The sequence below is a fragment of the Streptomyces chrestomyceticus JCM 4735 genome (genome assembly GCF_003865135.1).
Taxonomy (GTDB): Bacteria; Actinomycetota; Actinomycetes; order Streptomycetales; family Streptomycetaceae; genus Streptomyces; species Streptomyces chrestomyceticus.
Map to the genome: position 1 here is coordinate 4,073,811 of NZ_BHZC01000001.1, position 26,640 is coordinate 4,100,450.

The following is a 26,640-nucleotide window of genomic DNA, read 5'->3' on the forward strand; positions in this document are numbered from 1 at the left end:
ACTAACCATAGTAGAATTTAGCTATCGGGTTGAGGGGCAACCCCAACCCCACACCTCTTGGAGACAGCCACCATGACCACCGAAACCACCCAGAACACCGACACCGACACCGACACCGACCAGGACACCACCACCATCGAGGCCGCCCCCTTCGACATCTCCCTCATCGACCTCTACCTCCTGGCCGACCTGATCATCGAAAAGCTCGGCGACGGCTGGCACAAGGCCGACGACTCCATCGACCCGGAAACCATCCACTTCGCCCACCAGGACGGCCGCACCTTCGGCATCCGCCGCCTGTGGAACGGTTCCGCCGCCCAGACGTTCGCCCGCGACCCCGAGAAGACCGGCCCGCACTACAACGCCGCCTGCCACTTCACCACGGCCGAAGCACCCCTCGACACCCTCCTCGACACCCTCCACCTGCGACTCTTCCCCGTCTTCCAAGGCCACCGTGCGAAGCTCCGGTACGACGGCACCCGCATCCCCGTCACCACCGCCGACGAGCCCGCGCCGCAGCAGTCCGCCCAGCCGGAGACGCCCGCCGCACCGACCGGCGAGCCGGCCGCGAGGAAGACCACCGTGAAGAAGTCGCCCGCGAAGAAGCCCGCGCCGACCAAGCCCGCGCCCAAGGCCGCCGCTAAGAAGCCCTCCCCGGCCGGCACGGGGAAGCCCGCCGCGAAGCGTCCGGCGAAGAAGGCCAGCACAGCTGCACGCCCCAAGGCCGCCGCGGCACAGCCCAAGCGCACGGCCAAGCCGAAGGCCGTACCGGCCGCCGCCTGACCCGCACGCACAGGGGCGGGCGCCACCGCCCGCCCCTCTTCTCACCAGGGACCTCCCATGACAACCACGACCACCCTCACCGCACCGGACAGCGCCGACACCAGCACGGCGCAGCCCGCCTTCGAAGGACGCTTCGCCTGGGTCGACCCCTACGAACTCGTCGTCGACCCGTACAACCACCGCCAGCACCGCTCGGACGACGAGCCGGACGGAACCGAACCTGATCCTGCCCTGATCGCCTCCGTGGAAGAGGTCGGCGTGCAGAGCCTGGTCCTCCTGCGTCCACAGACTGGGGACAACGAAGGCAAGCTCGGCATCATCTTCGGGCAGCGTCGCTGCAAGGCAGCGATCATCGCCGCCGACAAGGCCAAGGACGAGGGCCGCGCCTACATGCTCGTTCCTGCCCTGATCCGCGACGACCTTCGCGGCGTCGATGACGAGGCGCTGACCCTGTCGGTCATCGAGAACAAGCACCGCCGGGACGCGCACGCCCGCGACTACGTCGAAGCCGCCCGGCAACTGTCCCTGATGCCGCTGCCCCAAGCGGTCAAGGAGCGACATGCGCGCGCGCTCGGCCTGTCCGCCGCCGAGCTCACCGCCGCCGACAAGGCGTCGAAGCTGGACGACAAGAATCTCAGCGCCGCGGTCGCTCACGACTTCGACCTGGTGGAGCTGGCCGATTTCCAGGAAGTCGCGCACATCAGCAACGCCCGCAGTCGCCTCGAAGCGGCGAAGATCCGGGACCGCAACGACGGCGCGGGCACGCGCGGCCACTGGGCCCACGCACTCCAGTGCCTCAAGGATGAGGCGGCCGAGAAGGCCAAGCGCATCCAGCTCAAGCAGGACCTCGCCGCCGCCGGCATCAAGCTAGTGGACTGGGACTGGCGGTGGCACGAGACCCCCATGCGCCCCCTCAAGGATCTGGTAACCCCCCTCGGAACGGCCATCACCGCCGACCAGCACGCCCGGTGCCCCGGACACGCCGCCACCCTCAACCCGTTCAAGCCCACGGTGACTTGGCTGTGCACCGACTGGCGAGCCTGCCAGCACAAGCTGAGCCCTGAAGCGTCCGGGACGGCAGCACCGGACGCCGCGGAAATGGCGGAGAAGCGACGCAGAACCATCCGCTACAACGCGGCCTGGCGCCAAGCTCGCCCTGTACGGCAGGAGTTCATCGCGAATCTGTGCACCCGGCCCGGCGACGCGACCGACGAAATTTGGAAGTTCACCCTCAGCACCATCACCGGCACCTCCGCCATGTACTCCCAGTACATCGCACGCCACCGCACCGACCTCATCTCGGCCTTCCTGAAGATCAAAGACCCCAACCACGACAGCGAGCCGTGGCGGCGAGTCGAAGACCCCTTCGGGCCGCTCATCGCCCGTATCGGAGCGACCGGACGCTGGAGGCTGCTCTTCGCCCAGGTCGCCGCGGTGTACGAGCATCAGGCCATGTCCGATCAGGCGTGGCGGAACCCGGTCAGCAAGGACACCACCAACTGGCTGGCCTTCCTCCAGCGCCAGAAGTACGCACTCAGCGACATCGAAGCCGAAGTGCTCGACTCCGCACGCGAACGGCCGTCCAGTTCCGCTGCCTGACCAACTCCAGCGCAGCACATCACCACACCCCGCCCACTGCAAACCCCCGACCCCGCCCTCGCCCATAGTAGAAAACCGCCAAGAAGGCGGGGGGGCGCCGGGCCAGCCCGAAAGAACCATGCCTCAGCACCAGCGCACCCTCCTCGTCGGCGGCACCGCCGTAATCGTGCGAACCAGTAACCGCACCACCCTCGGCCTCGACGTCACGAAAGCGGGCGGCATCGTCGTCCGCGGCCCCCACCACACCACCGACGCCGAAGCAACCGCCCTCGTCGAACGCCGCCGCCGATGGATCTACCGACAGCTCAATCACCTCGCCGAGACCTCCCCCACGCCCCCGTACGGCACCTCGCCGACGGGGAGCAGTTCACCCTCCTCGGCCGCCGGCACCGATTCCGCATCGTCCCCGACGACGCACTGACCGCCCCCGCCACACGGCAGGAAGACACCGAATCGGGTGCCACCGTCCTCATGCGCCGCACCACGTCCCTAAACCTGGACAAAGCACGGCGAGAGCTCATCAATCTCCACGTCAAAACCGCACAGGAATGGCTGAAAGTCTACGGCCCGCATATCACCCGATACGCCAACACACCAGACATGACACTCACCGCATCCTCCCGCCTCCGCACCACATGGGCCCGACACCACCCCGACCGCGGCCTCACCCTCCACTGGGCCACCGCCCAACTACCTACCCCCCTTCTCCGCGAACTCCTCCACCGCACCCTCAACCTCCACACTGTCGCCGACACCCACCAGCTCAACCGCGAGCTGCGCGACCTCTGGCTCGGCGACCTCACCCACCGCCCCCTCCCGCTCCCGCAGCCGGCCCCGAACGCCGCCTGCCCCGCCTGCTCCACACCCCCCGGTACCCTCCACGCCGACCACTGCGACATCGCACGCTGCGCCCTCACCGGCCGCCAGCGCGACACTTGCCACCCTGCGAACGTCTGCAACACCATCTGGACCGGCCACTACCCCGGCGTCACCGAATGCGCCGAATACGGCTTCTACTGCCGCTACGGACTCGACGGCTACAAACCCTGCAACGCCGACGACCCGGACGCTCACCACGACCTCAACCGCCTCTACGCCGAATGCCGCTGGGACATAGCCACCCAGCGCATGGTCCTCCCGACATGACCTGACTCCACGAAAGCCCTCACCTGCTCACCCCTGACCTTGGGGGCGCGCGGCTTTCCTCAGCTGTCCACGAGAGCCCTCAAGAGGCACTGACACGGCGCGGCTCTAAGACCCAGCAGGCTGCCGGACCATGCTTGCTGGCTCGGTAGAGCCCCAGAAGAGCGGGACCACGACTCCCCCGCCCCCGGATTACGCGCTGTCCACGGTTTGTCCACGGACGGGCTTCAGAGAGCAAAAACGCCCCTTCGGAAGACCTTCCGGAGGGGCGTTCTCAGTGCGTTTTACCTGGTCAAGCCGAGAGCCCCCTGTCGGATTCGAACCGACGACCTACGCTTTACAAGAGCGTTGCTCTGACCAGCTGAGCTAAGGAGGCACGCCTGGTGCAGTGTACCCAGGCTCGCAGCCTACCTGGCGCCGCTATTTCGTGACCCGCGGGCTACTGACACCGGGCGTCGGCCGGGGTACCGTCACGGACAGTCCACAGCAGTGGACTACACCACTCCTTTTACTCGGATCGTCCGGCACGTTCCTGCCGGTGAAGGGACACACCATGGCTACGGTCACGTACGACCAGGCGACCCGGATCTACCCGGGTTCCGAGAAGCCCGCCGTCGACAAGTTGGACATCGAGATCGAGGACGGCGAGTTCCTCGTCCTGGTCGGGCCGTCCGGATGTGGGAAGTCGACCTCGCTGCGGATGCTGGCGGGGCTGGAGGACGTCAACGACGGTGCGATCCGGATCGGGGAGCGGGACGTCACCCATCTGCCGCCCAAGGACCGGGACATCGCCATGGTGTTCCAGAACTACGCGCTGTACCCGCACATGACCGTCGCCGACAACATGGGCTTCGCGCTCAAGATCGCGGGCGTGAACAAGGCGGAGATCCGGCAGAAGGTCGAGGACGCGGCGAAGATCCTGGACCTGACCGAGTACCTGGGGCGCAAGCCGAAGGCGCTCTCCGGTGGTCAGCGGCAGCGGGTCGCGATGGGCCGGGCGATCGTCCGGGAGCCGCAGGTGTTCCTCATGGACGAGCCGCTGTCCAACCTGGACGCGAAGCTGCGCGTACAGACGCGTACGCAGATCGCCGGGCTGCAGCGCCGCCTCGGGATCACCACCGTGTACGTCACCCACGACCAGGTCGAGGCCATGACCATGGGCGACCGGGTGGCCGTCCTGAAGGACGGGCTGCTCCAGCAGGTCGACTCGCCGCGCAACATGTACGACCGGCCCAGCAACCTCTTCGTCGCGGGCTTCATCGGCTCGCCGGCGATGAACCTGGTCGAGGTGCCGATCACGGACGGCGGCGTGAAGTTCGGCAACAGCGTCGTGCCGGTCAGCCGGGAGGCGCTGGCCGCGGCCGCCGACAAGGGCGACCGTACGGTCACCGTCGGCGTCCGGCCCGAGCACTTCGACATCGTCGAGCAGAACGGCGGCGCCGCGCAGTCCCTCTCCAAGGAGGCCGCGGACGCCCCGGCGGGCCTGGCCGTCACCGTGAACGTCGTCGAGGAGCTCGGCGCCGACGGGTACGTGTACGGGTCCGCGGTCGTCGGCGACGAGCACAAGGACCTGGTCGTACGTGTCAACGGGCGGCAGGTGCCGGAGAAGGGCACCGAGCTGCACGTCGTGCCGCGGCCGGGCGAGACGCACGTCTTCTCCACGTCGACGGGTGAGCGGCTGAGTGACTGAGTGAGGGGTGAGGCGTCGAAACGTCGAGCCCCTGAGGCGCTGAGTGACACGGCGGTCGGCTCGCAGAGCCGGCCGGAGGAGCCGGTGACACACGCAGTGGTTGAGCGGCTCACCGGCTGAACGGCGGCCTCATACCTTCCGCACACGGCGGTGCCGGTCCTTCGGGGCCGGCACCGCCGTTTTTTCCGCCCGGGCCGGGTCACCGTACGCTCCGTGTCGACAAATACCCCGGCAGAGCCGTCATTTCGAGCCTGTACGTCAACATCACGCACGAACTTGGGAGGAAAAGATCCCTCGATTCGGTGACTAAATGTCGCCAAATCATCACTACTCGCTACCATCGCCCCGTGAACTCCGCAGCCCGCCGTATCGGCCGAACCCTCGCCCTTGTCCTTCCCGTCGTGCTCGTCCTGTCCGGGACGCTCGCGGTCACCCGCGTCCCGTGGGCGTCGCCGGGTACGGACTCGCAGATGCTGACCGCGTCCTCCGAGAACGCCTCCACCAAGGCGGGCTCCCGGGCACCGCAGGACGTGCTCCGCGACCGGCTCCTGGTGGAACTCCAGGAGAAGAACCCCGGTGTCGCGCTGACCCACCTCCAGGAGGAGACCACCAAGCGCCCCTCCCTGGCCAAGCACTGCGTGGCCATCGCGCGCGCCCTGGGCCGTGCCGCGGTCGCCAAGTACGGCGGTGCCGCGCACCGTGCGCAGGCGTGGTCCCGGCCGGTCTGTGACACCTCTTTCGCCACCGGCGTCGCCTCTGTCCAGTGAGCCCGGCTCGCACCGCATAGGGTGCGAACATGACAGCCCCGTACCCGCATCCCACGCAGGCCGTGATTCTGGCCGGCGGCCAGGGTTCGCGACTCCGCCCGTACACCGACGACCGTCCCAAGCCGATGGTCGAGATTCCCGGCACCGGAACCCCGATCATCGGCCACCAGCTCGCCTGGCTGGCCGCCGAGGGCGTCACGGACGCGGTCGTCTCCTGCGGCCACCTCGCCGAGGTGCTCCAGGACTGGCTGTCCAAGGCACAACTGCCCCTGCGTGTCACGACCGTTGTCGAGACCGAACCGCTCGGTCGCGGTGGCGGTCTCAAGTACGCCGCCGCCTCGCTGCCCCGGCCCGACGAGCCCTGGTACGCGACCAACGGTGACATCTGGACCCGCTTCTCGCTGCGCGAGATGGCGGACTTCCACCATGAGCGCGGCGCCGACGCCACGCTCGCGCTGGCCCGGCCGCGCATTCCGTGGGGCGCCGTGGAGACCGACGAGTTCGGCCACGTCCTCGACTTCATCGAGTCGCCGCCCTCGCCTTATCTGATCAACGCCGGTGTGTACGTCTTCTCCGCCGCCTTCACCGGGCTGCTGCCCGCGCGCGGGGACCACGAACGCACGACGTTCCCCCGGCTGGCCCGGGAACGGCGGCTGGCCGGCTTCCCGCTGCCGCACGGCGCGTACTGGCGCGCCATCGACACCGCCAAGGACCTCACCGAGGCCGCCAAGGAGCTGGAGTCTCAGCAGGGTTGAGCGGCACCGCCGAGCGGCGTCACTGAGCAGCATCACTAAGCGGCATCGGTGGGCAGCGCCACTGAGCAGTGCCAGTGAGCTGTCCATTCGGGTGTCGCGTCCGAGCAGCACCCCACACAAGGAACCGCCCCCATGGCCGATGCCATGAGGGCGGTCCGTTCGTCTGTGAGGGCCTCACGGGGCTCCAGGGGCCTTTCTGAGCCCCAGGAGCCCCTCACCTACCCCAGGAGGCCGCCCAGCGTGCCCCCGCGCCCCCTGCCACTGCTGGAGCTGCTCGAACCGCCTTCGCTCGCGCCGCCGTTGGTGCCGCCGGCGGTGCCGCCCACGGACGGTGCCTGGGGCGTCGTCGCCGGGGCCCGCGTCGGGACGTTCTGCCGCGCCGGGGTACGGCCGGAGGAGCGGCCGGAGTCCGGTGCCGAGCCGCTCGCGCTGCCGGTGGCCCGGGCCGTGCCGGGGGCCGAGGCGGAGGGGGTCTTCGACTTCGGGGCGCCCGCCTTGCGCGAGGAGTCCGCCGACGGCTTTCCGGGGTGCTTCGGCGACTTGCCGGGGTGCCCGGGGCCGTGCTGCGCCTTCGGGCCGCCGGGCCGGGACTGCTGCGGCAGCGGCGAGCCGGGGAGGTTGTTCGTCGCGGGCTCGCCGGGCTTCGGTACGGACGGTACCGAAGCGGACCGTACGGCTCCGCCCAGCAGCGACCCGACCAGCAGCGTCAGTCCGGCGACCACGGCCGTCAGGACGGCGCCTCGGCGCAGGACCCGGCGGCGCAGGTCCCACAGCTCGACGCGCGGGCCCAGCCGCCGCCACGCCTCGCCGGCGAGCCGGGCGTCCATCGAGTAGACGGGCGCGCCCGCGATGAGCAGCGGGCTCCAGGCGGCGAGGTAGATGATGTCGGGCGCGTCGTAGACCGGCACGGTGCGCCAGCTCACCGTCATCAGGAGGGTCGCGGAGAGCAGGGCGCCGAACGAGGCGGCGACCCGCTGCCACAGTCCGCACATGGTCAGCACGCCGACCACGACCTGGAGGAAGGCCACGGTCAGGCCGGCCCCCACGGGGTGCGACAGCGCGAAGTCGCGCAGCGGCGCGACCAGCGACCAGGGGTGCAGCGACTGGAGCCACTTGACCATCGAGCCGCGTTCGCCGCCGTCGAAGTAGACGGGGTCGCAGAGCTTGCCCATGCCCGCGTACACGCTGATGAGGCCGAGGAAGACGCGCAGCGGCAGCAGGACGACGCCGAGGTTCATCCGGCGGCCGGGGTAGTACGCGTGCCGGATCGCGGGGTCGCCGCCGCGCCGCCCGGCCGGGTCGCCGTACCGCTCGTACGCCGCCGCCGCCTCCTCGTCCGAGTACGGCGGTTCCTCGTCGTAGTGGTCGTAGGCGCCGGTGGTCGGGCGCACGCCCTTGAGCAGGGTGGTGTCCGCGTCCATGGGGCCGCGCTGCTGGCCGACCACGGCCGGGGCCGGGCCGCCGGGGCCGGTGAGCGTGCCCGTACCCATGCCCGCACCCGTGCCGGCCCCCGGGACCGGGCCCGTACCGGGCTGCTCCTCGTCGAGCCGGACCCTGGGCAGGACCTGGGTCGTGGTGCCGACGTCGTCGCTCCGGTCGGCGGTGACCGTGGTCCGGCCCGACATCCGTACGGCATGGAGAAGTTGGCTGGTGGCGGCGGTGGTGCCGCCCGGTTCGGTGCGGCCGCTCCACACCACGGGTGCGCGGCGTCTGCCGCCCGCCGGCTCCCGGACCACGGGGATGCGCGCGGTGTCGGCCATGGCGTTGCCGCTCGCGGCGGGCGCGGCGAGCTGCACGCGGAAGCTGGCGTGATTGACAATGACCTGCGCGGGGTCGCACGGCACCTTGACCGAGCTCAGCACCGGCTCGTCATCGAAGCCCGGCGAGCGTCCCCCCGTAGGCGTGCGGGGTGTTCTGGTGTCCACGCTCATCTAACCGAGTGACCCGCGTTTAAGACACTGCCTTGACCGCCCCGAACTGTCCGAGACCCGTCAAGGAAACGCGGGATCACCGCCGGCCCGGCGGATGACCTCCGCAGGGCCGCTCCGGCGCACCGGCGGCGCGGTTCCGCCGCGGGGCGCCGCACAGTCTTCCGGATGACATTTCGTACGTCCGTACGAGATGGGCACGCCGGTGGCCCTCGGCTCCGGGGGCGAGGACGACGGGCGCGCCAGGGGCGTGCGCGCGGCCCGGAGACCCCGTCCGCGCGCCCTCACCACCTCACCGCCCAGCCCCCTACCGCCCCGGGGCCGGACTCACCCGCGTCGCCGCGCCGCCTCCCACAGCACCACGCCCGCCGCGACACCCGCGTTCAGCGACTCCGCGCCGCCCGGCATCGGAATGCGTACGCGTACGTCGCACGTCTCGCCGACCAGCCGCGACAGGCCCTTGCCCTCGCTGCCGACGACGATGACGACCGGGCCGTCCAGCACCTCCAGGTCCTGGAGCTCCATCTCGCCGTCCGCCGCCAGGCCCACGACGGTCATGCCCGCCTTCTGGTAGCCCTCCAGGGCGCGCGTCAGGTTTGTGGCGCGGGCGACCGGCGTACGGGCCGCCGTGCCCGCCGAGGTCTTCCACGCGCCGGCCGTCATACCGGCGGCGCGCCGCTCCGGCACGACCACGCCGTGCCCGCCGAACGCGGCGACGGAGCGCACCACGGCGCCCAGGTTGCGCGGGTCGGTGACGCCGTCGAGCGCGACGATCAGCGGGTCCTCGCCGTCGTCGAAGGCGGCGGCCGCGAGGTCCTCGGGGTGCGCGTACTCGTACGGCGGCACCTGGAGCACCATGCCCTGGTGGTTGAGCCCGTTGGTCATCCGGTCGAGCTCGGGGCGCGGCGCTTCCATCAGGTTGATGTTGCCGCGGTCGGCGGCGAGCTGCAGCGCCTCGCGCACCCGCTCGTCGTTCTCGATGAACTGCTGCACGTACAGCGTCGTCGCGGGCACGCCGTCGCGCAGCGCCTCGAAGACCGGGTTACGGCCGACGACCAGCTCCGAGGTGCCCTTGGCGCCGCCGCGCCGGGGGCCGGGCGCCGGTGGGCCGCCTGCTTGGCCTGGGCGTTGGCGATGCGGTTCTTCACATGCCCCTTGCGTGCGGACGCGGGCGGGGTCGGGCCCTTGCCTTCCAGGCCCCGGCGCCGCTGGCCACCGCTGCCGACCTGCATACCCTTCTTGTTGGACGTGCGGCGGTTCCTGCGCTGGCTGTTGCCGGCCATGGGTCACCTGTCTCTTCACTGCTCTCGACGTCTCGCGACGTGGAGTGGATTCGTACGTACGGATGTGTGTCTGCTGTGTGTCTGCAAGAAGTGTCGCCCGGAGACGGCCGGTACGGCCAACCGGCACCCGCCGGGGCGGGGACCCCGTCGGTTCCGGAGCCTGCCGGGACGGGGCCGACCAGGGCGGATACCCGTCGGCACCGGCGCCCGGTGGGGCGGAAACCCGCAGGCCAGTGCCTGCGGGCCACTGCCTGCGGGCCGTGCTCCGGCCGATCAAGACCGGCCCATTAAGACCGGCTGATCAGGGCCGGCAGTCCGGGTCCCGCCGCCCCCTATTGACCGCCTTCTGGACCGGCCCCTCAGGACAGCGACCACCGCGGTCCCGACGGTGTGTCCTCGATGGCCAGGCCGGACTGCTGGAGCTCGTCGCGGATGGCGTCGGCGGTCGCGTAGTCCTTACGGGCGCGGGCCGCCTGGCGCTGGTCCAGGACCAGGCGGACCAGCGAGTCGACGACGCCGTGCAGGTCCTCGCCGCGGTCCGTGCCGCCGCCCGACCACTGCTCGTCCAGCGGGTCCAGGCCCAGCACGCCGAGCATGGCGCGGACCTCGGCCAGGCGGGCGACGGCCGATTCCTTGTCGTCGGCCGTCAGCGCGGAGTTGCCCTGGCGGACGGTGGTGTGCACGACGGCGAGCGCCTGCGGCACGCCGAGGTCGTCGTCCATCGCCTCGGCGAAGGCCGGCGGCACCTCGGCGGCGGGCTCCACCGGGCCGGCCTTCTCCACCACACGCTGGACGAAGCCCTCGATCCGCGCGAACGCGGACTCGGCCTCGCGCAGCGCCTCCTCGCTGTACTCGATCATCGAGCGGTAGTGCGGGGTGCCCAGGTAGTAGCGCAGCACGATCGGGCGCCAGCGCTTGACCATCTCCGAGACCAGCACCGAGTTGCCCAGCGACTTGGACATCTTCTCGCCGCTCATGGTGACCCAGGCGTTGTGGCACCAGTACCCGGCGAAGTCGTCGCCGTACGCCTTGGCCTGCGCGATCTCGTTGTCGTGGTGCGGGAAGACCAGGTCGACGCCGCCGCCGTGGATGTCGAAGGCGCTGCCCAGGTACTTGTGCGCCATCGCCGAGCACTCCAGGTGCCAGCCCGGGCGGCCGGGGCCCCACGGGGTCTGCCAGCTCGGCTCGCCCGGCTTGGCCGCCTTCCACATGGCGAAGTCGCGCGGGTCGCGCTTGCCGGTCTCGTTGTCACCGGAGGGCTGGAGCAGGTTGTCCAGCTCGTGCCGGGACAGCTCCAGGTAGCCCGGGAAGGAGCGCACGTCGAAGTAGACGTTGCCGTCCGCGGCGTAGGCGTGGCCGCGGTCGATCAGGCCCCGCATCATCTCGATCATCTCGGGGATGTGGCCGGTGGCGCGCGGCTCGTAGGTGGGGCGCAGGCAGCCGAGGGTGTCGTAGGCCGTGTTGAACGCGACCTCGTTCTCGTAGCCGATCGCCCACCACGGGCGGCCCTGCTCGACGGCCTTCGTGATGATCTTGTCGTCGATGTCCGTCACGTTCCGGATGAACGTGACGTCGTAGCCGCGGTGCAGGAACCAGCGGCGCATGATGTCGAAGTTCAGTCCCGACCGGATGTGCCCGATGTGCGGGGCGGCCTGTACGGTCGCGCCGCACAGGTAGATCGAGACACAGCCCGGCGTGAGCGGGGTGAAATCGCGAGTCTGCCGGGCGCTGGTGTCGTACAGCCGAATAGTCACGCAACAAGGGTAGTCCGAACCGGACAGTGCCCCGCGACCCCCGGGGCCACGGACACAGAAGCGTGACATTTCACCCCGAGCGACCGCGGTGCGGTACGGACGCTCCGACCGTGCCCCCCTCCAGCCGCTACGGATGCCCCTGTCATCTTGGCTCTCACCTCGGACAACTCCCGTACGTGCCAGGGAGTTCCCGCGCCTCGGGACCTCGGGGCCCCGCATCACGGAGCCCCACGCTGCGGGGTCCCCGATTGTGGAGCCCCCGCCGCGCTGCGGATTCCGGCCCCTACCCCACCGGCAGCACCAACGCCGTGGCCACCGCCGCCAGCCCTTCCGCCCGGCCCGTCAGGCCCAGGCCGTCCGAGGTCGTGCCGGACACCGAGACCGGGGCGCCGGCCGCCTCCGAGAGGACCTTCTGCGCCTCGGCGCGCCGCTTGCCGACCTTCGGGCGTACGCCGATGACCTGCACCGCGATGTTGCCGATCAGGAAGCCCTCGGCCCGTACGATGCGGGCCGCCTCGGACAGCAGCGTCACGCCGGACGCCCCGGAGTACTCCGGGCGGCTCGTGCCGAAGTGCGCGCCGAGGTCGCCGACCCCGGCGGCCGAGAACAGCGCGTCGCAGGCGGCGTGCGCGGCGACGTCGCCGTCACTGTGCCCGGCGAGCCCGTACCCGTCGCTCGCCGCGTCGTCCCAGAGCAGGCCGGCCACCCACAGTTCGCGCCCCTTCTCGAAGGCGTGCACGTCGGTGCCGATGCCCACCAGCGGCATCATCTGCGGCTGCGACTGCCGCGGGTCATACATAGCCATCGGTGGCCCTCCTGCGGGCGAGTACGGCCTCGGCGAGGATCAGGTCCAGCGGCCGGGTCACCTTGAACGCCTCCTCGTGGCCCGGCACCACCACGACGGGGGCGCCGAGCTGCTCGACCATCCCGGCGTCGTCGGTCGCGCCGTCCCCCTGAAGGGCGACGGTCTCGTGCGCCTTGACCAGGGTCGCCCGATCGAAGCCTTGCGGAGTCTGTACGGCGCGCAGCAGGGCCCGCTCCGGGGTTGCCACCACGGGCTCCGGCTCGCCGGCCTGCCCGCCGGTGCGCGGTTCGACCTGCTTGACGGTGTCCGCGAGCGGCAGCGCCGGCACCACGGCCGGGGCGCCGCCCCGTACGGCGGCGACCACCGAGTCGACCGTCTCGGCGGGGACCAGGGGCCGGGCGGCGTCGTGCACCAGCACCACGTCGACGTCCTCGGGCAGGGCGTCCAGGCCGCGGCGGACGGACTCCTGACGGGTGTCGCCGCCGGGGACGACCAGCAGGTCGGTGCGTTCGGACAGCGGGTACTGGTCCAGCAGGTTGCGGACCTCGGTGGCGCCGTCCGGCGGGGCGACGACCACGACGACGGAGACGGCGCGGGAGGCGGCCATCGCCCGTACGGCATGGACGAGCATGGGGGTGCCGCCGAGCGCGCGGAGCGCCTTGGGGGCGCCCGGGCCCAGCCGTACGCCGCGGCCGGCGGCCGGGATCACGGCCGCGGTCCGGAGCCGGGGCGTACCGGAGGGGTTGGCGGAATCTGGGGATACGTCTGACATCGGTTGCTCCGAAGCCCGGGGAGTCCCCGGAATTAGCGCAGACAGGTTTGTTTCCCGAGCCGACATGGGTATGGCCGCAGTGTGCCGGGCGCGACGCCCCGATCCGGACCCTTCCGTGACACCGGTCGGGACAGCTGCCCGAGCCCGGCACGCCACAAGCGGGCACGACGGCGGATCTTTTCGGGGACGAGCACGGGGGCGGTCACCACGGGGAACGATCACACGGTTCGGTAGTGGTGCACGGCTTCCGCAGGAGTGCTTCCGCGGGTGCGCGGCCCGTACGAGCAGGTGCTGTGTACGGATGCGCCGCGTACGGGTGCGCCGCGTAGGGATGCGGGCGCCGCGGATGCGAGTTCCGGGGCGTAGGCCGGTGCGAGTAGGGACATGTCGCCGCAGATATGCCGCAGCGCCCGGCAACTGACCGCTCCTGGCCGGAGTCGGCCGCCACTCGGGCGCCGCGGCATTCATACGTCGTCAGGACGCGAGGACCTCGTCCAGCAGAGCCTCGGCCTTGTCCTCGTTGGTGTTCTCCGCGAGGGCGAGTTCGCTCACCAGGATCTGGCGGGCCTTGGCGAGCATGCGCTTCTCACCGGCGGAGAGACCGCGCTCCCGCTCACGGCGCCACAGGTCGCGCACCACTTCGGCGACCTTGATCACGTCACCCGAAGCGAGCTTCTCCAGATTTGCCTTGTAACGACGGGACCAGTTCGTCGGCTCTTCGGCATACGGTGCGCGCAGCACCTCGAAGACCCGGTCCAGCCCGTCCTGGCCGACCACATCGCGTACGCCGACGAACTCCGCATTGTCCGCTGGCACACGAACAGTCAAGTCGCCCTGGGCGACCTTCAGCACCAAGTAGGTCTTGTCCACGCCTTTGATCTGGCGAGTTTCGATGGCCTCGATCAGCGCGGCCCCGTGATGGGGATAGACCACGGTGTCGCCAACCTTGAACGTCATGTGACAGGTACCCCTTCCGTGGCTATCCATGCTAACACGGGAACGGGCCGTTCTGAATGGCGTTTTCGCAGGTCAGGGCATATCTCGGGGCTTGACAACTGCGCCCGGAACGTGCTTCGGCGGCCCTCCGGGTGCAGGAATTCGCAGGTCGGAGGCGCTTCGCGCGCAGCCTGAAACACGTACGTCACACCCCCGGAAGGGCTCGCGGCGGCGCCTTTACGTCCCGTTTTGCCGGGATCCGGATGTCGCAGTTCCGCTACTCCGTTCGGTTCCGGAGGGCAGGTGTCCGCCGTTTCGCGAATTGATCACCGGATGTCCACCTCAGGAACACCGGACGGCCGCCGCGCGCGACCGCCGCATGTGATCAATTCCGGGAACCCGGCGCATTCCCTGCGAATGCCGATTTACCTGCGGGGAAACCGGCCGGGCTTCATCCGAACGACCGCTTGCCGGATATTCGGGTTTCTTCCGCACCCGGCTCGTGATCATTCCGTACGGCGGGCCGGGAAACTCCTGCGCCGCGGACGAGGAGCGGCCGGCGAACGCACGCAGGGCGGACGAGGGACGACGAGCCGCGGACACGATGCGGACGGGATGCGGCAAACGGACGTACGGCGGAGGGCCGCTCCGCCCTGTCGGGGCGGGCCGGAGCGAGATGTGAGGAGGGTGTGATCGTCCTGGGGGCGGGTCGGGTGCGGCGGCCCGGGGACGGCTCGGTAACCTAGCGGCGCTGACACACCCTTAGGGCGGCTTTACGCGGATGCCGGTACGGCACCCGCGCACGGCCGTCCAGCCGCCCATCCGCGACCGGGCTCGAAGTTCGGCCGCCGTAGTTCGTCCAAGGAGATGCCGCCGCCGTGAGCCGCAGCCTTCGACGCGGCGTCCTCGCCGCCACCGTTCTCACGCTCTCGATCGCCACGCTCTCCGCGTGCGGAGCCGGGAACGACGCCCAGACGCTCCAGGTCAAGCCGGACAACGCCGCGACCAGCGTCGGCGACCTCAAGATCCAGAACGCCTCCGTCGTCACCCAGCCCGAGCCGGACGCCGAGGGCCCGGCCGTGGTGACCGCGACCGTGTTCAACAACGGCAGCAAGGACCAGACGCTGGAGTCCATCAAGGTCAACGGTACGAACAAGGAAGCGAAGCTGTCGCCCGCCAAGGGCTCCGGGGCGATCGTGGTCCCGGCCGGCGGCTCGGTCGTGATCGGCGGCAAGGACAACGCCTCCGCCGTACTGGACAGCGGCCGCGGGGCCGTCAAGAACGGCGACGCGCAGTCCGTGACCTTCGACTTCAGCGCCGCCGGGAAGGTCACCCTGCGCGCGTTCGTCGTCCCGGCCAAGAGCTACTTCAAGGACTTCGGCCCGAGCGAGGTCCCGTCGCCGTCCGGCTCGGGCCGTCCGTCCGGCAGCCCCTCCGCGTCCGGCAGCCCGTCGGGGAAGCCCACGCCGAGCGGTTCGGCCGACGCCGGCGAGAACGCCTCGCCGAGCAACGGCGCGTCGCAGTCGCCCGAAGCCGGCCGCTGACACCTGTAGCAGGACCGCACCGCAGCACTGCGGGTACCCCGCCGGTACCCGCAGCCGCGCTGCCCTGCCCCTCGGCACCAGCAACACCACGAGCGCCGTGCGGACCGGAGTGATCCGGTCCGCACGGCGCTCGCGTATGCCGTACCGCGCGGCACCCGGCCGCGCCCCGGGCGCCTCGCGACGCCCGGCGCCCCTTACGGCTCGAACTTGTAGCCCAGGCCGCGGACCGTGACCAGGTACCGCGGCGCGCCCGGGTCCGGTTCGATCTTGGCGCGCAGGCGCTTCACGTGGACGTCCAGCGTCTTGGTGTCCCCCACGTAGTCGGCGCCCCAGACCCGGTCGATCAACTGCATACGGGTCAGCACCCGGCCCGCGTTGCGCAGCAGCATCTCCAGGAGGTCGAACTCCTTCAGCGGCAGGTCGACCTTGCCGCCGGAGACCGTGACGACGTGCCGGTCCACATCCATCCGGACCGGCCCGGCCTCCAGGGCCTGCGGCGTGACCTCCTCGGGCTCCCCGCGGCGACGCAGCACCGCGCGGATCCGGGCGACCAGCTCACGGGAGGAGAAGGGCTTGGTGACGTAGTCGTCGGCTCCTATTTCCAGGCCGACCACCTTGTCGATCTCGCTGTCCTTGGCGGTCACCATGATGACCGGGACGTTGGAGCGGCCGCGCAGTTGACGGCAGACCTCGGTGCCGGGCAGGCCCGGCAGCATCAGGTCCAGCAGGACCAGGTCGGCGCCGTTGCGCTCGAACTCGTCCAGGCCGTCGGGGCCGGTCGCCGCGACGGCGACCTCGAAGCCCTCCTTGCGGAGCATGTACGACAGGGCGTCACTGAACGATTCCTCGTCCTCGACGACGAGCACTCGGGTCACGGAAGGACCTCCGGGGCAGGGTGAGCAGGGAGCGGATCGTTGAAGGTCTCGTACGGGCGGTCCTCTTCGTCGAGGCCCTCCGCCGACGGGTCGGAAGCGGGACGGGCGCGGTCGCGCACGGCACCGGCCTCCGGGAGACGCAGGGTGAAGGTGGAGCCCTGTCCCTCAGCGCTCCATACCGTGACCTCCCCGCCGTGCGAGGCGGCCACGTGCTTGACGATGGCGAGGCCGAGGCCGGTCCCGCCGGTGGCGCGCGAGCGCGCCGGGTCCACGCGGTAGAACCGCTCGAAGACGCGGTCCCGGTCCTTCTCCGATATCCCGATGCCCTGGTCGGTCACCGCGATCTCGATGAGGTCGCCGCCGTGTGCCTGGACACGGCGGCCCGCGATACCGACCCGGGTACGGGCCGGCGAGTAGTTGACGGCGTTCTCGACGAGGTTGCCGAGGGCGGCGGCGAGCTGGCCGCGGTTGCCCCAGACGTGCAGGTCGGCGGTGCCGGCGGCGGCCATGGTGATCTGTTTGCTGCCCGCCTGCTGGCGGCAGCGGTCGATCGCCTCGGCGACCAGCTCGTCCACCCGGACCGGCTCGGCGTCCTCCAGCGGGTCGTCGTTCTGCACCCGGGAGAGGTCGATCAGTTCCTGGACGAGGTTGGTCAGCCGGGTGGCCTCGTTCTGCATCCGTCCCGCGAAACGCTCGACGGCCTCCGGATCGTCACTCGCGTCCATGACGGCCTCGGACAGCAGGGACAGGGCGCCGACCGGGGTCTTGAGCTCATGGCTGACGTTGGCGACGAAGTCGCGTCGTACCGCCTCTATGCGCCGGGCCTCGGTCAGGTCCTCGACCAGCAGCAGGACCAGCCGCGACCCGAGGGGCGCGACCCGCGCCGAGACCGCCAGGGCGTCGCCCCGGCCCGTCCCCCTGCGCGGCAGGTCCAGCTCTACCTGGCGTATCTCACCGTCGCGGCGGGTGTCACGGGCCATCTGGAGCATCGGCTCGACGGCCAGCTTCCCGCCCCGTACCAGACCCAGCGCGTACGCGGCCGAGCTGGCCTTGACCACGGCGTCGGCCTCGTCCAGGACGACGGCCGAGGAGCGCAGCACCGACAGGACCGTGTCCACGCCGGGTGGCAGGACGGCTTCGGTGTGCAGGGAGGTACGCGTGGGTTTGGCCTGGTCCCGCTCGCTCCAGCGGAACGCCAGCATGGCGAAGACGCCGGTGCACAGCCCGGCGATCGCTGCCACTGCGGCGACGGCCGCGTCCACGTTCATGACTCCAGGTTATGCGTCGGCTCTGACAGTTCCCCAGCCGTTCGAGGGCCTGATCGAACATACGTCGCCCAGAGTTCACCTTGGTGTCGGCACCGGTTCATTCCGGAGGTCAGAACCGGTCGCGTTCCGGCCGGAACGTGGGAGCGTGGGGATTCCGGCCCCCCACACCACCACTCGAAGCGAGAGAAGGTCACTGATGCGGGACGCGTACCACGAGGAGCTGGATTCGATCGGCGAGAGCCTCGTCGAGATGGCCAGGCTCGTCGGCTCCGCGATCGGGCGCGCCACCACGGCGATACTCGACGCGGACCTGAAGCTGGCCGAGGCCGTCATCGCCGCCGACGAGAAGGTCGACGACCTGCAGCGGGACCTGGAGGCACGCGCGATAGCCCTCCTCGCCCGCCAGCAGCCGGTCGCCACCGACCTGCGGATAGTCGTCACCTCCCTCCGTATGAGCGCCGACCTGGAACGTTCCGGCGACCTGGCCCAGCACGTGGCCAAACTGGCCCGGTTGCGCTTCCCGGAGACGGCCGTGCCGAGGGACCTGCACGCGACGATATTGGAGATGGGACAGCTCGCGCAGCGCTTGATGGCCAAGGCCGCCGAGGTCATCATCACCAAGGACGTCGACCTCGCCCTCCAGCTTGAGCAGGACGACGACGCGATGGACCTCCTCCACCGCACCCTCTTCCAGCACCTGATGGACGACCGCTGGAAGCACGGCATCGAGACGGCTGTCGACGTGACGCTGCTCGGCCGCTACTACGAGCGCTTCGCCGACCACGCCGTCTCGGTCGCCAAGCGCGTCGTCTACCTGGTCACCGGCGAACACGCGGACGAAATCGCCCCGCCGGCCCCGGTGGAGGGCGCGTAGCAGCACCCCACCGCGCACGGCACGGCACGCACGCCCCGGCCAAGAGCCGCCCAGCGGCGCGCCGTGCCACCACGCGCCGTTGATGCGCCGCGCGGGGCGGGCATCCAATGGACACCGGACGACATTCCGATGACCCTCTCCCCGAGGAGGCAAGTCATGACGCGTTCCCCTGCCCCCGACCCGTCCCCCGCCAACTGCGCCTGCGGCCCGAGCTGCACCTGCGGCTGCCAGTCCGGCGGGCCTTGCCAGTGCGGCGGCTGCGGCTGACTCTCGGCCGCAGCCACCACCGGCTCACCGGCAACGGTCGCCCGAACGTCCCGGCGGGCGCTCGGGGTGCGATCGCGGTTGGGCTCTTCGGGCCCCGCTCGGCAGAGTGACGAGCGGGGCCTCCTGCTGTGCGTGGAGCAGGCCGACCGGGCAGAGGGGGGCGCCCCTGTCTGTGGCTGCCGTTGCTGCCCAGGGACAGACCTGGGAACAGCGCTAAGCCCCCTACCCGCGTCGAATCCGCAGGTAGAGGGCTTACGCGCGAGGGCTTACTTCTTCTTGCCCTGGTTCTTGACGGCCTCGATGGCGGCCTTGGCGGCGTCCGGGTCGAGGTAGGTGCCGCCCGGGTTGACCGGGTGGAAGTCGGCGTCGAGTTCGTAGGAGAGGGGGATGCCGGTGGGGATGTTCAGGCCGGCGATGTCGGCGTCGGAGATGCCGTCGAGGTGCTTGACCAGGGCGCGGAGCGAGTTGCCGTGGGCGGCGACCAGGACGGTGCGGCCGGTGGCCAGGTCCGGGACGATGCTGTCGTACCAGTACGGCAGCATGCGGACGACGACGTCCTTGAGGCACTCGGTGCGGGGGCGCAGCTCGCTCGGGATGATCGCGTAGCGCGGGTCGTCGATCTGGGAGAACTCGGCGTCGTCCGCGAGGGCCGGCGGCGGGGTGTCGTACGAGCGGCGCCAGAGCATGAACTGCTCCTCGCCGAACTCGGCCAGCGTCTGGGCCTTGTCCTTGCCCTGGAGCGCTCCGTAGTGGCGCTCGTTCAGGCGCCAGCTACGGTGGACGGGGATCCAGTGGCGGTCGGCTGCCTCCAGGGCGAGCTGCGCGGTGCGGATGGCGCGCTTCTGGACGGAGGTGTGCACGACGTCGGGGAGCAGGCCGGCGTCCTTGAGCAGCTCACCGCCGCGGACCGCCTCCTTCTCGCCCTTCTCGTTGAGATTGACGTCCACCCAGCCGGTGAACAGGTTCTTCGCGTTCCACTCGCTCTCGCCGTGGCGAAGGAGGATCAGCTTGTACGGTGCGTCGGCCATGCCTTCGAGCGTAATCCACTTCCGGCCATGGCCTCGCCGCGGCCCGCAGTGGAGGTGGGAGGCTGGGCGGCGTCGGTTGCAGGGGAGAGAGACGGGGCGGGTTTGATGTGTACTCGGCGTGCTTGTGTGGTTACGGGTGTGGTGGCCGCTGCGGCGGCGCTCGTCTCGGGGGCGTCGGCGGGCGGGAGTGCGCAGGGCCGGGACGTGGAGGCCGGCACTCGGGGTGCGGAGGCCGGTACTCGGGGTGCGCAGACCGGAGCTAGGGGCGTGGCGCCGGTTCGGATGATGTTGCCTGCGCCGAGCGGGGCGTATCCCGTGGGGGTCACCTCGCTGCACCTGGTGGACGGCGCGCGGCGTGATCCCTGGGTGGCGGAGCGGCCGTACCGGGAGCTGATGGTCAGTGTGCGCTACCCGGCGCGGGCTGGGGGCCGGCATCCTCGGGCGCCGCAGATGCTGCCCGGGGAGGCCGCCGCGTTCGAGGAATGGAGCAACTTCTCGGAGGCCGTTTCGAAGAGCGTGGCCGATTGGGGTGCTACCCGTACGCATGCGCGGCTGGGCGCGCCGATCGCGCGGCACCACGGGCGGGGATTTCCGGTGGTGCTGTACTCGCCCGGCGCCGGGGACCCGCGCACGCTCGGCAGCACGCTCTGTGACGAGCTGGCGTCCCGTGGGTACGTCGTCGTGAGCATCGACCACACGTATGAGCCGCCCGGGGTGCAGTTCCCGGACGGGCGGGTCGAGTACAGCCGGATGCGGGAGGAGGCCGGGAAGGCCCAGCGGCCGGAACAGATCGTCGCGCTGCTGAGGAAGCTGACGGCGGTACGGGTGGCCGACAGCCGGTTTGTGCTGGATGAGTTGGGGCGGGGGGTGGCGTTGCCTCGGATGTTGAGGGGGGTGCTGGATTGGCGGGCGGTCGGGATGCTCGGGCATTCGGGTGGTGGGTTCACCGCAGCGCAGGCCATGCATGACGACCGCCGTATCAAGGCGGCGGTGAACCTTGACGGAGTGATGGGCTACACCCAGGACGACTTCGATCCCGCCAACCCGTCCACGGTCGGCACGGAGGGGGTGGACCGACCGCTGCTCCTGATGGGCATGGAGGGCCACAGCCACCGTACGGTTCCGTCCTGGAAGGCGGTGTGGGAGCGCAGTACGGGGTGGCACCTGGATCTCACCCTGAACGGTGCCGGGCACGCGAGTTTCACGGATGCGCAGTGGATGGTGCCGCAGGTGGCCCGGCAGGCGGGGCTGCCCCGCGCGGCCGTCGAGAAGCTGGTGGGTACGGTCGCGCCGGCGCGCTCGGTGGCGGCGCAACGGGCGTATGTGACGGCGTTCTTCGACCGGTGGCTGCGGGGGCGGGACGGAGGCAGCGGGTTGCTGGACGGGCCGTCGGGACGTTTTCCGGAGGTGCGGTTCGTGCGGTGAGGGAGGCTTTGCTGGAGGGGCGTTTCCGCGCAAGGGCGCTCCCGCGCGGAGGCGTTACGCCGACGGACGCTGCGTCAAGTTGCTGAAGGCTTCGAGGTTGCGGGTGGACTCGCCGCGCGCGACCCGCCACTCGTACTCCTTGCGGATGGCGGAGGCGAAGCCCATCTCCAGGAGGGTGTTGAAGCTGCCGTCGGCGTTCTCCAGGACCGTGCCGAGGATGCGGTCGAGTTCGTCGGGGGTGACGGCCGCGAGGGGGAGTTTGCCGACGAGGTAGATGTCGCCGAGCTTGTCGATCGCGTAACTGACGCCGTACAGGCGGGTGTTGCGTTCGAGGAGCCAGCGGTGCACGGCCTCGTGGTTCTCGTCCGGGTGGCGGACGACGAAGGCGTTGATGGACAGGGAGTGCTTGCCGACGATCAGGGAGCAGGTCGTGGCGAGCTTGCGGGTGCCGGGCAGGGTCACCACGTACGTGCCGTCGGCGGGCGATTCCCACGTCAGGCCGGCCTCGTCGAGAGCCGCCTCGATCACCTGCCGTGCCGCGACATCGGCCCGGGAGCGGTCTTCAGCCTGGGAGCGGTCTTCAGCCATGGGGTGATCGTAGGTGACGGCGCCGTTCCTGCATCGCGGCGGTGTACACCTCGGCGGTCGCGGCGGCCGCGGTGTCCCAGCCGAAGGACCGGGCGTGCCGGGCGGCGGCGGCGCCCATCCGGCCGGCCAGCGCGGTGTCGCGGGCGAAGCGGCCGAGGGCGCGGGCGTAGTCGGCCGGGTCGTGGCCGGATATGAGGAAGCCGCTGACGCCGTCGTGCACGGCCACCGGCAGGCCGCCGACGGCGGCGGCGATCACCGGGGTGCCGCACGCCTGGGCCTCGATGGCAACGAGACCGAAGGATTCGCTGTAGGACGGCATGACCAGGACGGACGCGGCGCGGTACCAGTCGGCGAGCTGCTCCTGGCCGACCGGCGGGCGGAAGCGGACGACGTCGGCGATGCCCAGGCGGGCGGCCAGCTTCTGCAGCCCTTCGGGCTTGGCCAGGCCGCTGCCGCTGGGGCCGCCGACCACCGGGACGACCAGGCGCGAGCGCAGGGACGGGTCCTCGTCGAGGAGGACGGCGACGGCGCGCAGCAGGATGTCGGGCGCCTTGAGCGGCTGGATGCGGCCGGCGAAGAGCGGGATCAGGGCGTCCTGGGGGAGGCCGAGGCGGGCGCGGGCGGCGGAGCGGGAGGCGGAGGTGTCCTCGTCGGTCACCGGGGCGCCCGTGGAGGGCGCGGCGGGTCCTGAGGGGCGGAAGCGGTCCAGGTTGACGCCCGGGTGCACCACGGCGACCTTGTCCGGCCCGGCCTCGTAGTGCCGCATCAGCTCGGCGGCTTCCTCGTCCGTGTTGGCGATCAGCCGGTCGGCGGCGCGCACGATCTGCGTCTCGCCGATGACGCGCGCGGCGGGTTCGGGGGTGTCGCCCGCGGCCAGGGCGGCGTTCTTGACCTTGGCCATGGTGTGCATGGCGTGGACGAGCGGGACGCCCCAGCGTTCGGCGGCGAGCCAGCCGACGTGGCCGGAGAGCCAGTAGTGGGAGTGCACCAGGTCGTAGTAGCCGGGGCGGTGGCCCGCCCACGCCTGCATCACGCCGTGGGTGAAGGCGCAGAGCTGGGCCGGCAGCTCCTCCTTGGCCAGTCCTTCGTACGGGCCCGCGTCCACGTGCCGGACGAGGACGCCGGGGGCCAGCTCGACGGCGGGCGGCAGGGTGCCGGTCGTGGCCCGGGTGAAGATCTCGACCTCGATGTTGAGGGAGGCGAGCTTCCTGGCCAGCTCGACGATGTAGACGTTCATGCCGCCGGCGTCGCCGGTGCCCGGCTGGTGCAGCGGGGAGGTGTGCACGCTCAGCATGGCGACCCGGCGCGGGCGGCGGACCGCGCCCGGCAGGCGCAGCCCGGAGCGGCCCGGGAACGGACCGTGGGAACGGCTGCGGAGCCTGGACACGTATTGGCTCACTGCGGGCTACCTCCTAGCCGGTACGGCCTGGGCCGGGGCGTGCGGCGCCTCCGAAGCCCGTAACAACGGACCCGGCGCATCCATTTCCCGGTGAGCCCGCTCTCTCTTCACTTTGCCAAAGCGTGACCTCGGGGGGCGGGGAGGACGGTTGGGGTTGGTGGTGGCAGTGGGTGTGGAGGTGGTGCCGGGACCGGGGCGCATAAGGTCAGGTCATGGTCCGCAGCTCGTCCGCCTCTCCCCCGCCCTCCCGCCCCCTCGGGAACGCGACCCGCGGCACCACCAACCCGAACCGGCTGCGCCGCATGGACCGCTGGATCGCCGCCCACCACGCCGCCGCGCTGCGCCGCGGCCCCGCCCCGGTCGCCGTGGACCTCGGGTACGGCGCCGCGCCCTGGACCGCGGTGGAACTGCTGGCGCGGCTGCGTACGGTACGGGCCGACGTCCAGGTGGTCGGCGTCGAGATCGACCCGGCGCGGGTCGCCGCCGCGGCGCCGTACGCGTGCCCGGGGCTGGCCTTCGCCCACGGCGGCTTCGAGGTGCCGCTGCCGGGGCGGCGGGCGCCGGTGCTGATCCGGGCGGCGAACGTGCTGCGCCAGTACGCGGAGGACGAGGTGCCCGCCGTGTGGGACCGGCTGTGCGCGCGGCTGGCGCCGGACGGGCTGCTGGTGGAGGGCACCTGCGACGAGATCGGGCGGCGGCACGTGTGGGTGGCGCTGGGCCCCGAAGGGCCGCGCACGGTCACCTTCGCGGCTCGTCTAAGCGCGCTCGAAACACCGTCCGACCTGGCCGAACGGCTGCCGAAGGCGCTGATCCACCGCAATGTGCCGGGCCAGCCCGTGCACGCGTTCCTGCGCGACTTCGACCGGGCGTGGGCGGCGGCCGCCCCGTACGCCTCGCTGGGCGCGCGGCAGCGGTGGATGCGCAGCGTGCTCGCGCTGAGTACGGCGTGGCCGCTGGCCGACGGGCCCCGGCGGTGGCGGCAGGGGGAGGTCACCGTGCGGTGGGAGGCGGTCGCGCCGGTGTGAGGCGGGCGCGCCGAGGTGCGGCGGCCGACAGGGTCCGGCCCGGCCGCCCCGTCGGGCAGGCCGGGCCGGACCCGTACCTCAGTGGGAGAGCTGCTTGCGCGAGCTCCCGCCCGCGATCTCGATCTTGCGTGGCTTGGCCCGTTCCGCGACCGGGATGCGCAGGGTCAGGACGCCGTTCTCGTACGCCGCGTCCACCCGGTCGCTGTCGAGCGTGTCACCGAGGAAGAGCTGCCGGCTGAACTTGCCCGCCGTACGTTCGCTCGCGATCATCTCGGCGCCCTCGGGGGCGGTGGAGGCGCGCTCGGCGCGGACGGTCAGCACATTGCGCTCGATGTCCAGGTCGATCGTCTCCGGGTCGACCCCCGGCAGATCGAAGTGGATCACGAATTCGTCCCCGGCCCGGTAGGCGTCCATCGGCAGTGCCGCGGGGCGCGCCGTCGTGCCGAACACCTGCTGGGTGAGGCGGTCGAACTCGCGGAACGGATCGGTACGCATGAGCATCACGGGTCATCTCCTTCCGAAGGCACTGGGTGCGATGCCCTTCTGCCTTCTGTTGTAGCTCGGAGAAGGAAAATTGACAAGCCTGGACTCAAGGTTTCTGAGGCTGGTTGAAATGGAAAGTGCGGGGCGCCCCAGGACACCCCGCACCACCCGTAAAAAGCCGGCTCAGGAAGGCACCCCGGGCCCCCTCTGCAACGCCCCCAGCAACGCGTCCACCAACTGCCGGTCCCGTTCCTGCGTCAGGACGCGGCGGGCCTGGTCCGGCGGGAGCCACAGGAGGCGGTCCACCTCGATACTCGGGGTGAAACTGCCGTGGGTGGCCTCGGCGGCCCAGTAGCGGACTTCCTTGGGGCGGCCGTTGGCGAGGTAGTGCGTGCTGGGGAGCCGGGCGCCGGGACGGCACTGCATCCCGGTCTCCTCGGCGACCTCGCGGAGGGCGCCGGCCAGCCAGTCCTCGTCGCGCTTGAGCTTGCCCTTCGGATGCGACCAATCGTCGTACTTCGGACGGTGTACGAGGGCAATCTCCAGGCCGTCGGACGTGGCGGAACGGCGCCACAGGACGCAGCCGGCCGCGCGGACGGGTTTTGCGGGCACCGACATCGCTCCCGTCACCCCTTCCGCGTCGCGGGGCCGGGCTCCGGTACGGGTGCGGGGAGCCAGACCCGGCCGAACACGTAGCGGGCCGCTTCGGCCTCGTGGCGCTGGTCGGCGTGCAGGACGCCGAGTGCGTAGGCGGTGGCGGGGGCGATGCGCGGGGTGCGGGCCGCCGCGGCGGCCGCGGCGGCGGCTTCGGCTGCGTCCCGGTGGCGTTCCAGTGCGCGGCCGGCTTCCGCCAGGCGCGGGTCGGTGTCGTCGGGGTCGGTCACCTCCTGGGCGTACCGGCTGAGGCGGGCCAGCAGCCGTACCTGGTGCCAGGGCGCGTCCTGCCGGGAGGCGGCGGTGAGGGCGTCACCGTTGTACGCCTGGCCCGCGCGGGCCAGCGGCAGGGCCGCGACGGCCTCGGCGAGGCGCCGGTGGGCCTGATCGGCCAGCGGGAGCAGCGCGTCCGGCGCGGGCCGGTCGGCCGTGGGGGTGAGCGGCGCCTCCGAGGCGAGTACGGCCACGGCGTCGGCGACGGCGTGGAAGCGCGAGGAGCCGAGCGCCTGGAGGGCGGCGGAGTGGGCGCGGGTGCGGGCGAGGGTGATCTGCCGTTCCAGCAGGGCGCCGGCGCGCGCGGCTCCGGCGGACAGCAGGGCCTCGGCCGCGTCGGGGTCCGGTGTGTCCCGGGGGCCGGCGGGGCGGGGCTGTTGAGGTCGGGGTGGGCGGTGAGGCGCTGGAGGGCGCCCAGCAGCCGGTCCAGCCGTGCCGTTCCGGCGTGCTCGCGGGCCAGCGTGCCGGACAGCCAGGCCAGTTCGCCGCGCAGGTGGTCGGCCCACCTCTCGTCCGTGAGCGGGCGGAAGGTGTGCAGCGCGCCGCCGATCCGCCGGGCGGCGGACCGCAGTTGGCGGGCCGCCTCCCGGGTGCTCTCCGCGTCCGGGCCGCTCTCGCCGTGGGCGCGCAGGCTGCGCAGGAAGTCCGTCGCCCGGTGGTGCAGGTAGGCGGCGAGGACGTCGCGGGCGGTGCGTCCGGTCAGTGCGGAGCCGTCGGTTCCG

Annotated in this window: 22 protein-coding genes, 1 tRNA gene and 2 pseudogenes; 10 read left to right on the forward strand and 15 right to left on the reverse strand. The window is 71.3% G+C overall.

What is annotated here, in order from left to right; translation table 11 throughout:
• Positions 1-72 precede the first annotated feature (72 nt).
• The 3 genes from EJG53_RS43365 to EJG53_RS42540 all read left to right on the forward strand — a co-directional run bounded on the left by EJG53_RS43365 (position 73) and on the right by EJG53_RS42540 (position 3,528).
• Positions 73-783, forward strand: a complete 711-nt coding sequence (locus EJG53_RS43365; RefSeq protein ID WP_154806378.1) for a hypothetical protein — start codon at positions 73-75, stop codon at positions 781-783.
• Between the two features lie 57 nt (positions 784-840).
• On the forward strand, positions 841-2,382 hold the full coding sequence (locus tag EJG53_RS17150) for a ParB/RepB/Spo0J family partition protein (protein WP_125045592.1): 1,542 nt from the start codon (positions 841-843) through the stop codon (positions 2,380-2,382).
• Positions 2,383-2,670: 288 nt separating this feature from the next.
• Positions 2,671-3,528 carry a YgjP-like metallopeptidase domain-containing protein gene (locus EJG53_RS42540; RefSeq protein WP_125045594.1) on the forward strand — a complete coding sequence of 286 codons (858 nt, stop codon included), beginning with the start codon at positions 2,671-2,673 and terminating at the stop codon, positions 3,526-3,528.
• Positions 3,529-3,827: 299 nt separating this feature from the next.
• Here the strand turns inward: EJG53_RS42540 and EJG53_RS17165 are convergent.
• Positions 3,828-3,901 (reverse strand) — tRNA-Thr (locus EJG53_RS17165).
• A gap of 177 nt (positions 3,902-4,078) precedes the next feature.
• Here EJG53_RS17165 and EJG53_RS17170 point away from each other — a divergent pair.
• The 3 genes from EJG53_RS17170 (at position 4,079) to EJG53_RS17180 (ending at position 6,737) form a co-directional block, all read left to right on the forward strand.
• Complete coding sequence (locus EJG53_RS17170; protein WP_031004861.1) at positions 4,079-5,215, forward strand: ABC transporter ATP-binding protein; 1,137 nt, start codon at positions 4,079-4,081, stop codon at positions 5,213-5,215.
• A gap of 347 nt (positions 5,216-5,562) precedes the next feature.
• Positions 5,563-5,982: a hypothetical protein gene (locus EJG53_RS17175; protein WP_031004864.1), complete on the forward strand. Its 420-nt coding sequence runs from the start codon at positions 5,563-5,565 to the stop codon at positions 5,980-5,982.
• Positions 5,983-6,011: 29 nt separating this feature from the next.
• Positions 6,012-6,737 carry a nucleotidyltransferase family protein gene (locus tag EJG53_RS17180; protein ID WP_125045595.1) on the forward strand — a complete coding sequence of 242 codons (726 nt, stop codon included), beginning with the start codon at positions 6,012-6,014 and terminating at the stop codon, positions 6,735-6,737.
• 218 nt (positions 6,738-6,955) lie between these two features.
• Here EJG53_RS17180 and EJG53_RS17185 read toward each other — a convergent pair whose 3' ends face one another.
• The 6 genes and pseudogenes from EJG53_RS17185 to EJG53_RS17210 form a co-directional block, all read right to left on the reverse strand.
• Positions 6,956-8,668, reverse strand: coding sequence for a DoxX family protein (locus EJG53_RS17185; protein WP_125045596.1), 1,713 nt, complete (start codon positions 8,666-8,668; stop codon positions 6,956-6,958).
• 324 nt (positions 8,669-8,992) lie between these two features.
• Positions 8,993-9,948: pseudogene (gene rlmB, locus EJG53_RS17190) on the reverse strand (23S rRNA (guanosine(2251)-2'-O)-methyltransferase RlmB).
• A gap of 359 nt (positions 9,949-10,307) precedes the next feature.
• Positions 10,308-11,702 carry a cysteine--tRNA ligase gene (cysS, locus tag EJG53_RS17195; RefSeq protein WP_125045597.1) on the reverse strand — a complete coding sequence of 465 codons (1,395 nt, stop codon included), beginning with the start codon at positions 11,700-11,702 and terminating at the stop codon, positions 10,308-10,310.
• A gap of 283 nt (positions 11,703-11,985) precedes the next feature.
• Entirely contained in the window at positions 11,986-12,507 is a 522-nt protein-coding gene (gene ispF / locus EJG53_RS17200) for a 2-C-methyl-D-erythritol 2,4-cyclodiphosphate synthase (protein WP_371858696.1), read from the reverse strand.
• Positions 12,494-13,279, reverse strand: a complete 786-nt coding sequence (ispD, locus tag EJG53_RS17205; RefSeq protein ID WP_125045598.1) for a 2-C-methyl-D-erythritol 4-phosphate cytidylyltransferase — start codon at positions 13,277-13,279, stop codon at positions 12,494-12,496. Before ispD ends, ispF begins: the two co-directional genes overlap by 14 nt.
• 474 nt (positions 13,280-13,753) lie before the next feature.
• On the reverse strand, positions 13,754-14,236 hold the full coding sequence (locus EJG53_RS17210; RefSeq protein ID WP_003953493.1) for a CarD family transcriptional regulator: 483 nt from the start codon (positions 14,234-14,236) through the stop codon (positions 13,754-13,756).
• Between the two features lie 857 nt (positions 14,237-15,093).
• On the opposite strand from EJG53_RS17210, the gene EJG53_RS17220 reads away from it, so the two are divergent.
• Complete coding sequence (locus tag EJG53_RS17220) at positions 15,094-15,759, forward strand: copper chaperone PCu(A)C (RefSeq protein ID WP_125045599.1); 666 nt, start codon at positions 15,094-15,096, stop codon at positions 15,757-15,759.
• 194 nt (positions 15,760-15,953) lie between these two features.
• Here EJG53_RS17220 and EJG53_RS17225 read toward each other — a convergent pair whose 3' ends face one another.
• A complete protein-coding gene (locus tag EJG53_RS17225) occupies positions 15,954-16,634 on the reverse strand; it encodes a response regulator transcription factor (protein WP_018540121.1) in 681 nt (226 codons plus the stop codon).
• Positions 16,631-17,902: a sensor histidine kinase gene (locus tag EJG53_RS17230; protein ID WP_125045600.1), complete on the reverse strand. Its 1,272-nt coding sequence runs from the start codon at positions 17,900-17,902 to the stop codon at positions 16,631-16,633. Before EJG53_RS17230 ends, EJG53_RS17225 begins: the two co-directional genes overlap by 4 nt.
• Positions 17,903-18,098: 196 nt before the next feature.
• Between EJG53_RS17230 and phoU the strand changes: the two genes are divergently transcribed.
• Positions 18,099-18,776 (forward strand): phosphate signaling complex protein PhoU, encoded by a 678-nt coding sequence (phoU, locus tag EJG53_RS17235; protein ID WP_031004884.1) that lies wholly within the window; start codon positions 18,099-18,101, stop codon positions 18,774-18,776.
• Positions 18,777-19,309: 533 nt separating this feature from the next.
• On the opposite strand, the gene EJG53_RS17240 is transcribed toward phoU, so the two are convergent.
• Complete coding sequence (locus tag EJG53_RS17240) at positions 19,310-20,071, reverse strand: phosphoglyceromutase (protein ID WP_031004888.1); 762 nt, start codon at positions 20,069-20,071, stop codon at positions 19,310-19,312.
• A 105-nt stretch (positions 20,072-20,176) separates the two neighbouring features.
• On the opposite strand from EJG53_RS17240, the gene EJG53_RS17245 reads away from it, so the two are divergent.
• Positions 20,177-21,496 (forward strand): alpha/beta hydrolase family protein, encoded by a 1,320-nt coding sequence (locus EJG53_RS17245; protein ID WP_125045601.1) that lies wholly within the window; start codon positions 20,177-20,179, stop codon positions 21,494-21,496.
• A gap of 54 nt (positions 21,497-21,550) precedes the next feature.
• Here the strand turns inward: EJG53_RS17245 and EJG53_RS17250 are convergent, their stop codons facing one another.
• Together EJG53_RS17250 and mshA are read right to left on the reverse strand one after the other, a co-directional pair.
• On the reverse strand, positions 21,551-22,084 hold the full coding sequence (locus EJG53_RS17250; protein WP_125045602.1) for a type III secretion system chaperone family protein: 534 nt from the start codon (positions 22,082-22,084) through the stop codon (positions 21,551-21,553).
• A complete protein-coding gene (mshA, locus tag EJG53_RS17255) occupies positions 22,077-23,483 on the reverse strand; it encodes a D-inositol-3-phosphate glycosyltransferase (RefSeq protein WP_125045603.1) in 1,407 nt (468 codons plus the stop codon). Before mshA ends, EJG53_RS17250 begins: the two co-directional genes overlap by 8 nt.
• 212 nt (positions 23,484-23,695) lie before the next feature.
• Here mshA and EJG53_RS17260 point away from each other — a divergent pair, with 212 nt between their 5' ends.
• On the forward strand, positions 23,696-24,508 hold the full coding sequence (locus EJG53_RS17260) for a hypothetical protein (protein WP_031004896.1): 813 nt from the start codon (positions 23,696-23,698) through the stop codon (positions 24,506-24,508).
• Between the two features lie 78 nt (positions 24,509-24,586).
• Here the strand turns inward: EJG53_RS17260 and EJG53_RS17265 are convergent, their stop codons facing one another.
• The 3 genes and pseudogenes from EJG53_RS17265 to EJG53_RS17275 all read right to left on the reverse strand — a co-directional run bounded on the left by EJG53_RS17265 (position 24,587) and on the right by EJG53_RS17275 (position 26,621).
• Positions 24,587-25,009 carry an Hsp20/alpha crystallin family protein gene (locus EJG53_RS17265; RefSeq protein ID WP_125049417.1) on the reverse strand — a complete coding sequence of 141 codons (423 nt, stop codon included), beginning with the start codon at positions 25,007-25,009 and terminating at the stop codon, positions 24,587-24,589.
• Positions 25,010-25,174: 165 nt separating this feature from the next.
• On the reverse strand, positions 25,175-25,609 hold the full coding sequence (locus EJG53_RS17270) for an NUDIX hydrolase (protein ID WP_125045604.1): 435 nt from the start codon (positions 25,607-25,609) through the stop codon (positions 25,175-25,177).
• 8 nt (positions 25,610-25,617) lie between these two features.
• Positions 25,618-26,621 (reverse strand): annotated as a pseudogene (locus EJG53_RS17275) (CHAD domain-containing protein).
• Positions 26,622-26,640 lie beyond the last annotated feature (19 nt).

Excerpts from the sequence above, each read along its gene's own strand:
- EJG53_RS43365 (WP_154806378.1), top strand. The coding sequence starts at position 73 with ATGACCACCGAAACCACCCAGAACACCGACACCGACACCGACACCGAC.
- EJG53_RS17150 (WP_125045592.1), top strand. The coding sequence starts at position 841 with ATGACAACCACGACCACCCTCACCGCACCGGACAGCGCCGACACCAGC.
- EJG53_RS42540 (WP_125045594.1), top strand. The coding sequence starts at position 2,671 with ATGGATCTACCGACAGCTCAATCACCTCGCCGAGACCTCCCCCACGCC.
- EJG53_RS17170 (WP_031004861.1), top strand. The coding sequence starts at position 4,079 with ATGGCTACGGTCACGTACGACCAGGCGACCCGGATCTACCCGGGTTCC.
- EJG53_RS17180 (WP_125045595.1), top strand. The coding sequence starts at position 6,012 with ATGACAGCCCCGTACCCGCATCCCACGCAGGCCGTGATTCTGGCCGGC.
- EJG53_RS17185 (WP_125045596.1), bottom strand. The coding sequence starts at position 8,668 with ATGAGCGTGGACACCAGAACACCCCGCACGCCTACGGGGGGACGCTCG.
- ispF (WP_371858696.1), bottom strand. The coding sequence starts at position 12,507 with ATGGCTATGTATGACCCGCGGCAGTCGCAGCCGCAGATGATGCCGCTG.
- ispD (WP_125045598.1), bottom strand. The coding sequence starts at position 13,279 with ATGTCAGACGTATCCCCAGATTCCGCCAACCCCTCCGGTACGCCCCGG.
- EJG53_RS17210 (WP_003953493.1), bottom strand. The coding sequence starts at position 14,236 with ATGACGTTCAAGGTTGGCGACACCGTGGTCTATCCCCATCACGGGGCC.
- EJG53_RS17230 (WP_125045600.1), bottom strand. The coding sequence starts at position 17,902 with ATGAACGTGGACGCGGCCGTCGCCGCAGTGGCAGCGATCGCCGGGCTG.
- phoU (WP_031004884.1), top strand. The coding sequence starts at position 18,099 with ATGCGGGACGCGTACCACGAGGAGCTGGATTCGATCGGCGAGAGCCTC.
- EJG53_RS17240 (WP_031004888.1), bottom strand. The coding sequence starts at position 20,071 with ATGGCCGACGCACCGTACAAGCTGATCCTCCTTCGCCACGGCGAGAGC.
- EJG53_RS17245 (WP_125045601.1), top strand. The coding sequence starts at position 20,177 with ATGTGTACTCGGCGTGCTTGTGTGGTTACGGGTGTGGTGGCCGCTGCG.
- EJG53_RS17250 (WP_125045602.1), bottom strand. The coding sequence starts at position 22,084 with ATGGCTGAAGACCGCTCCCAGGCTGAAGACCGCTCCCGGGCCGATGTC.
- EJG53_RS17260 (WP_031004896.1), top strand. The coding sequence starts at position 23,696 with ATGGTCCGCAGCTCGTCCGCCTCTCCCCCGCCCTCCCGCCCCCTCGGG.
- EJG53_RS17265 (WP_125049417.1), bottom strand. The coding sequence starts at position 25,009 with ATGCTCATGCGTACCGATCCGTTCCGCGAGTTCGACCGCCTCACCCAG.
- EJG53_RS17270 (WP_125045604.1), bottom strand. The coding sequence starts at position 25,609 with ATGTCGGTGCCCGCAAAACCCGTCCGCGCGGCCGGCTGCGTCCTGTGG.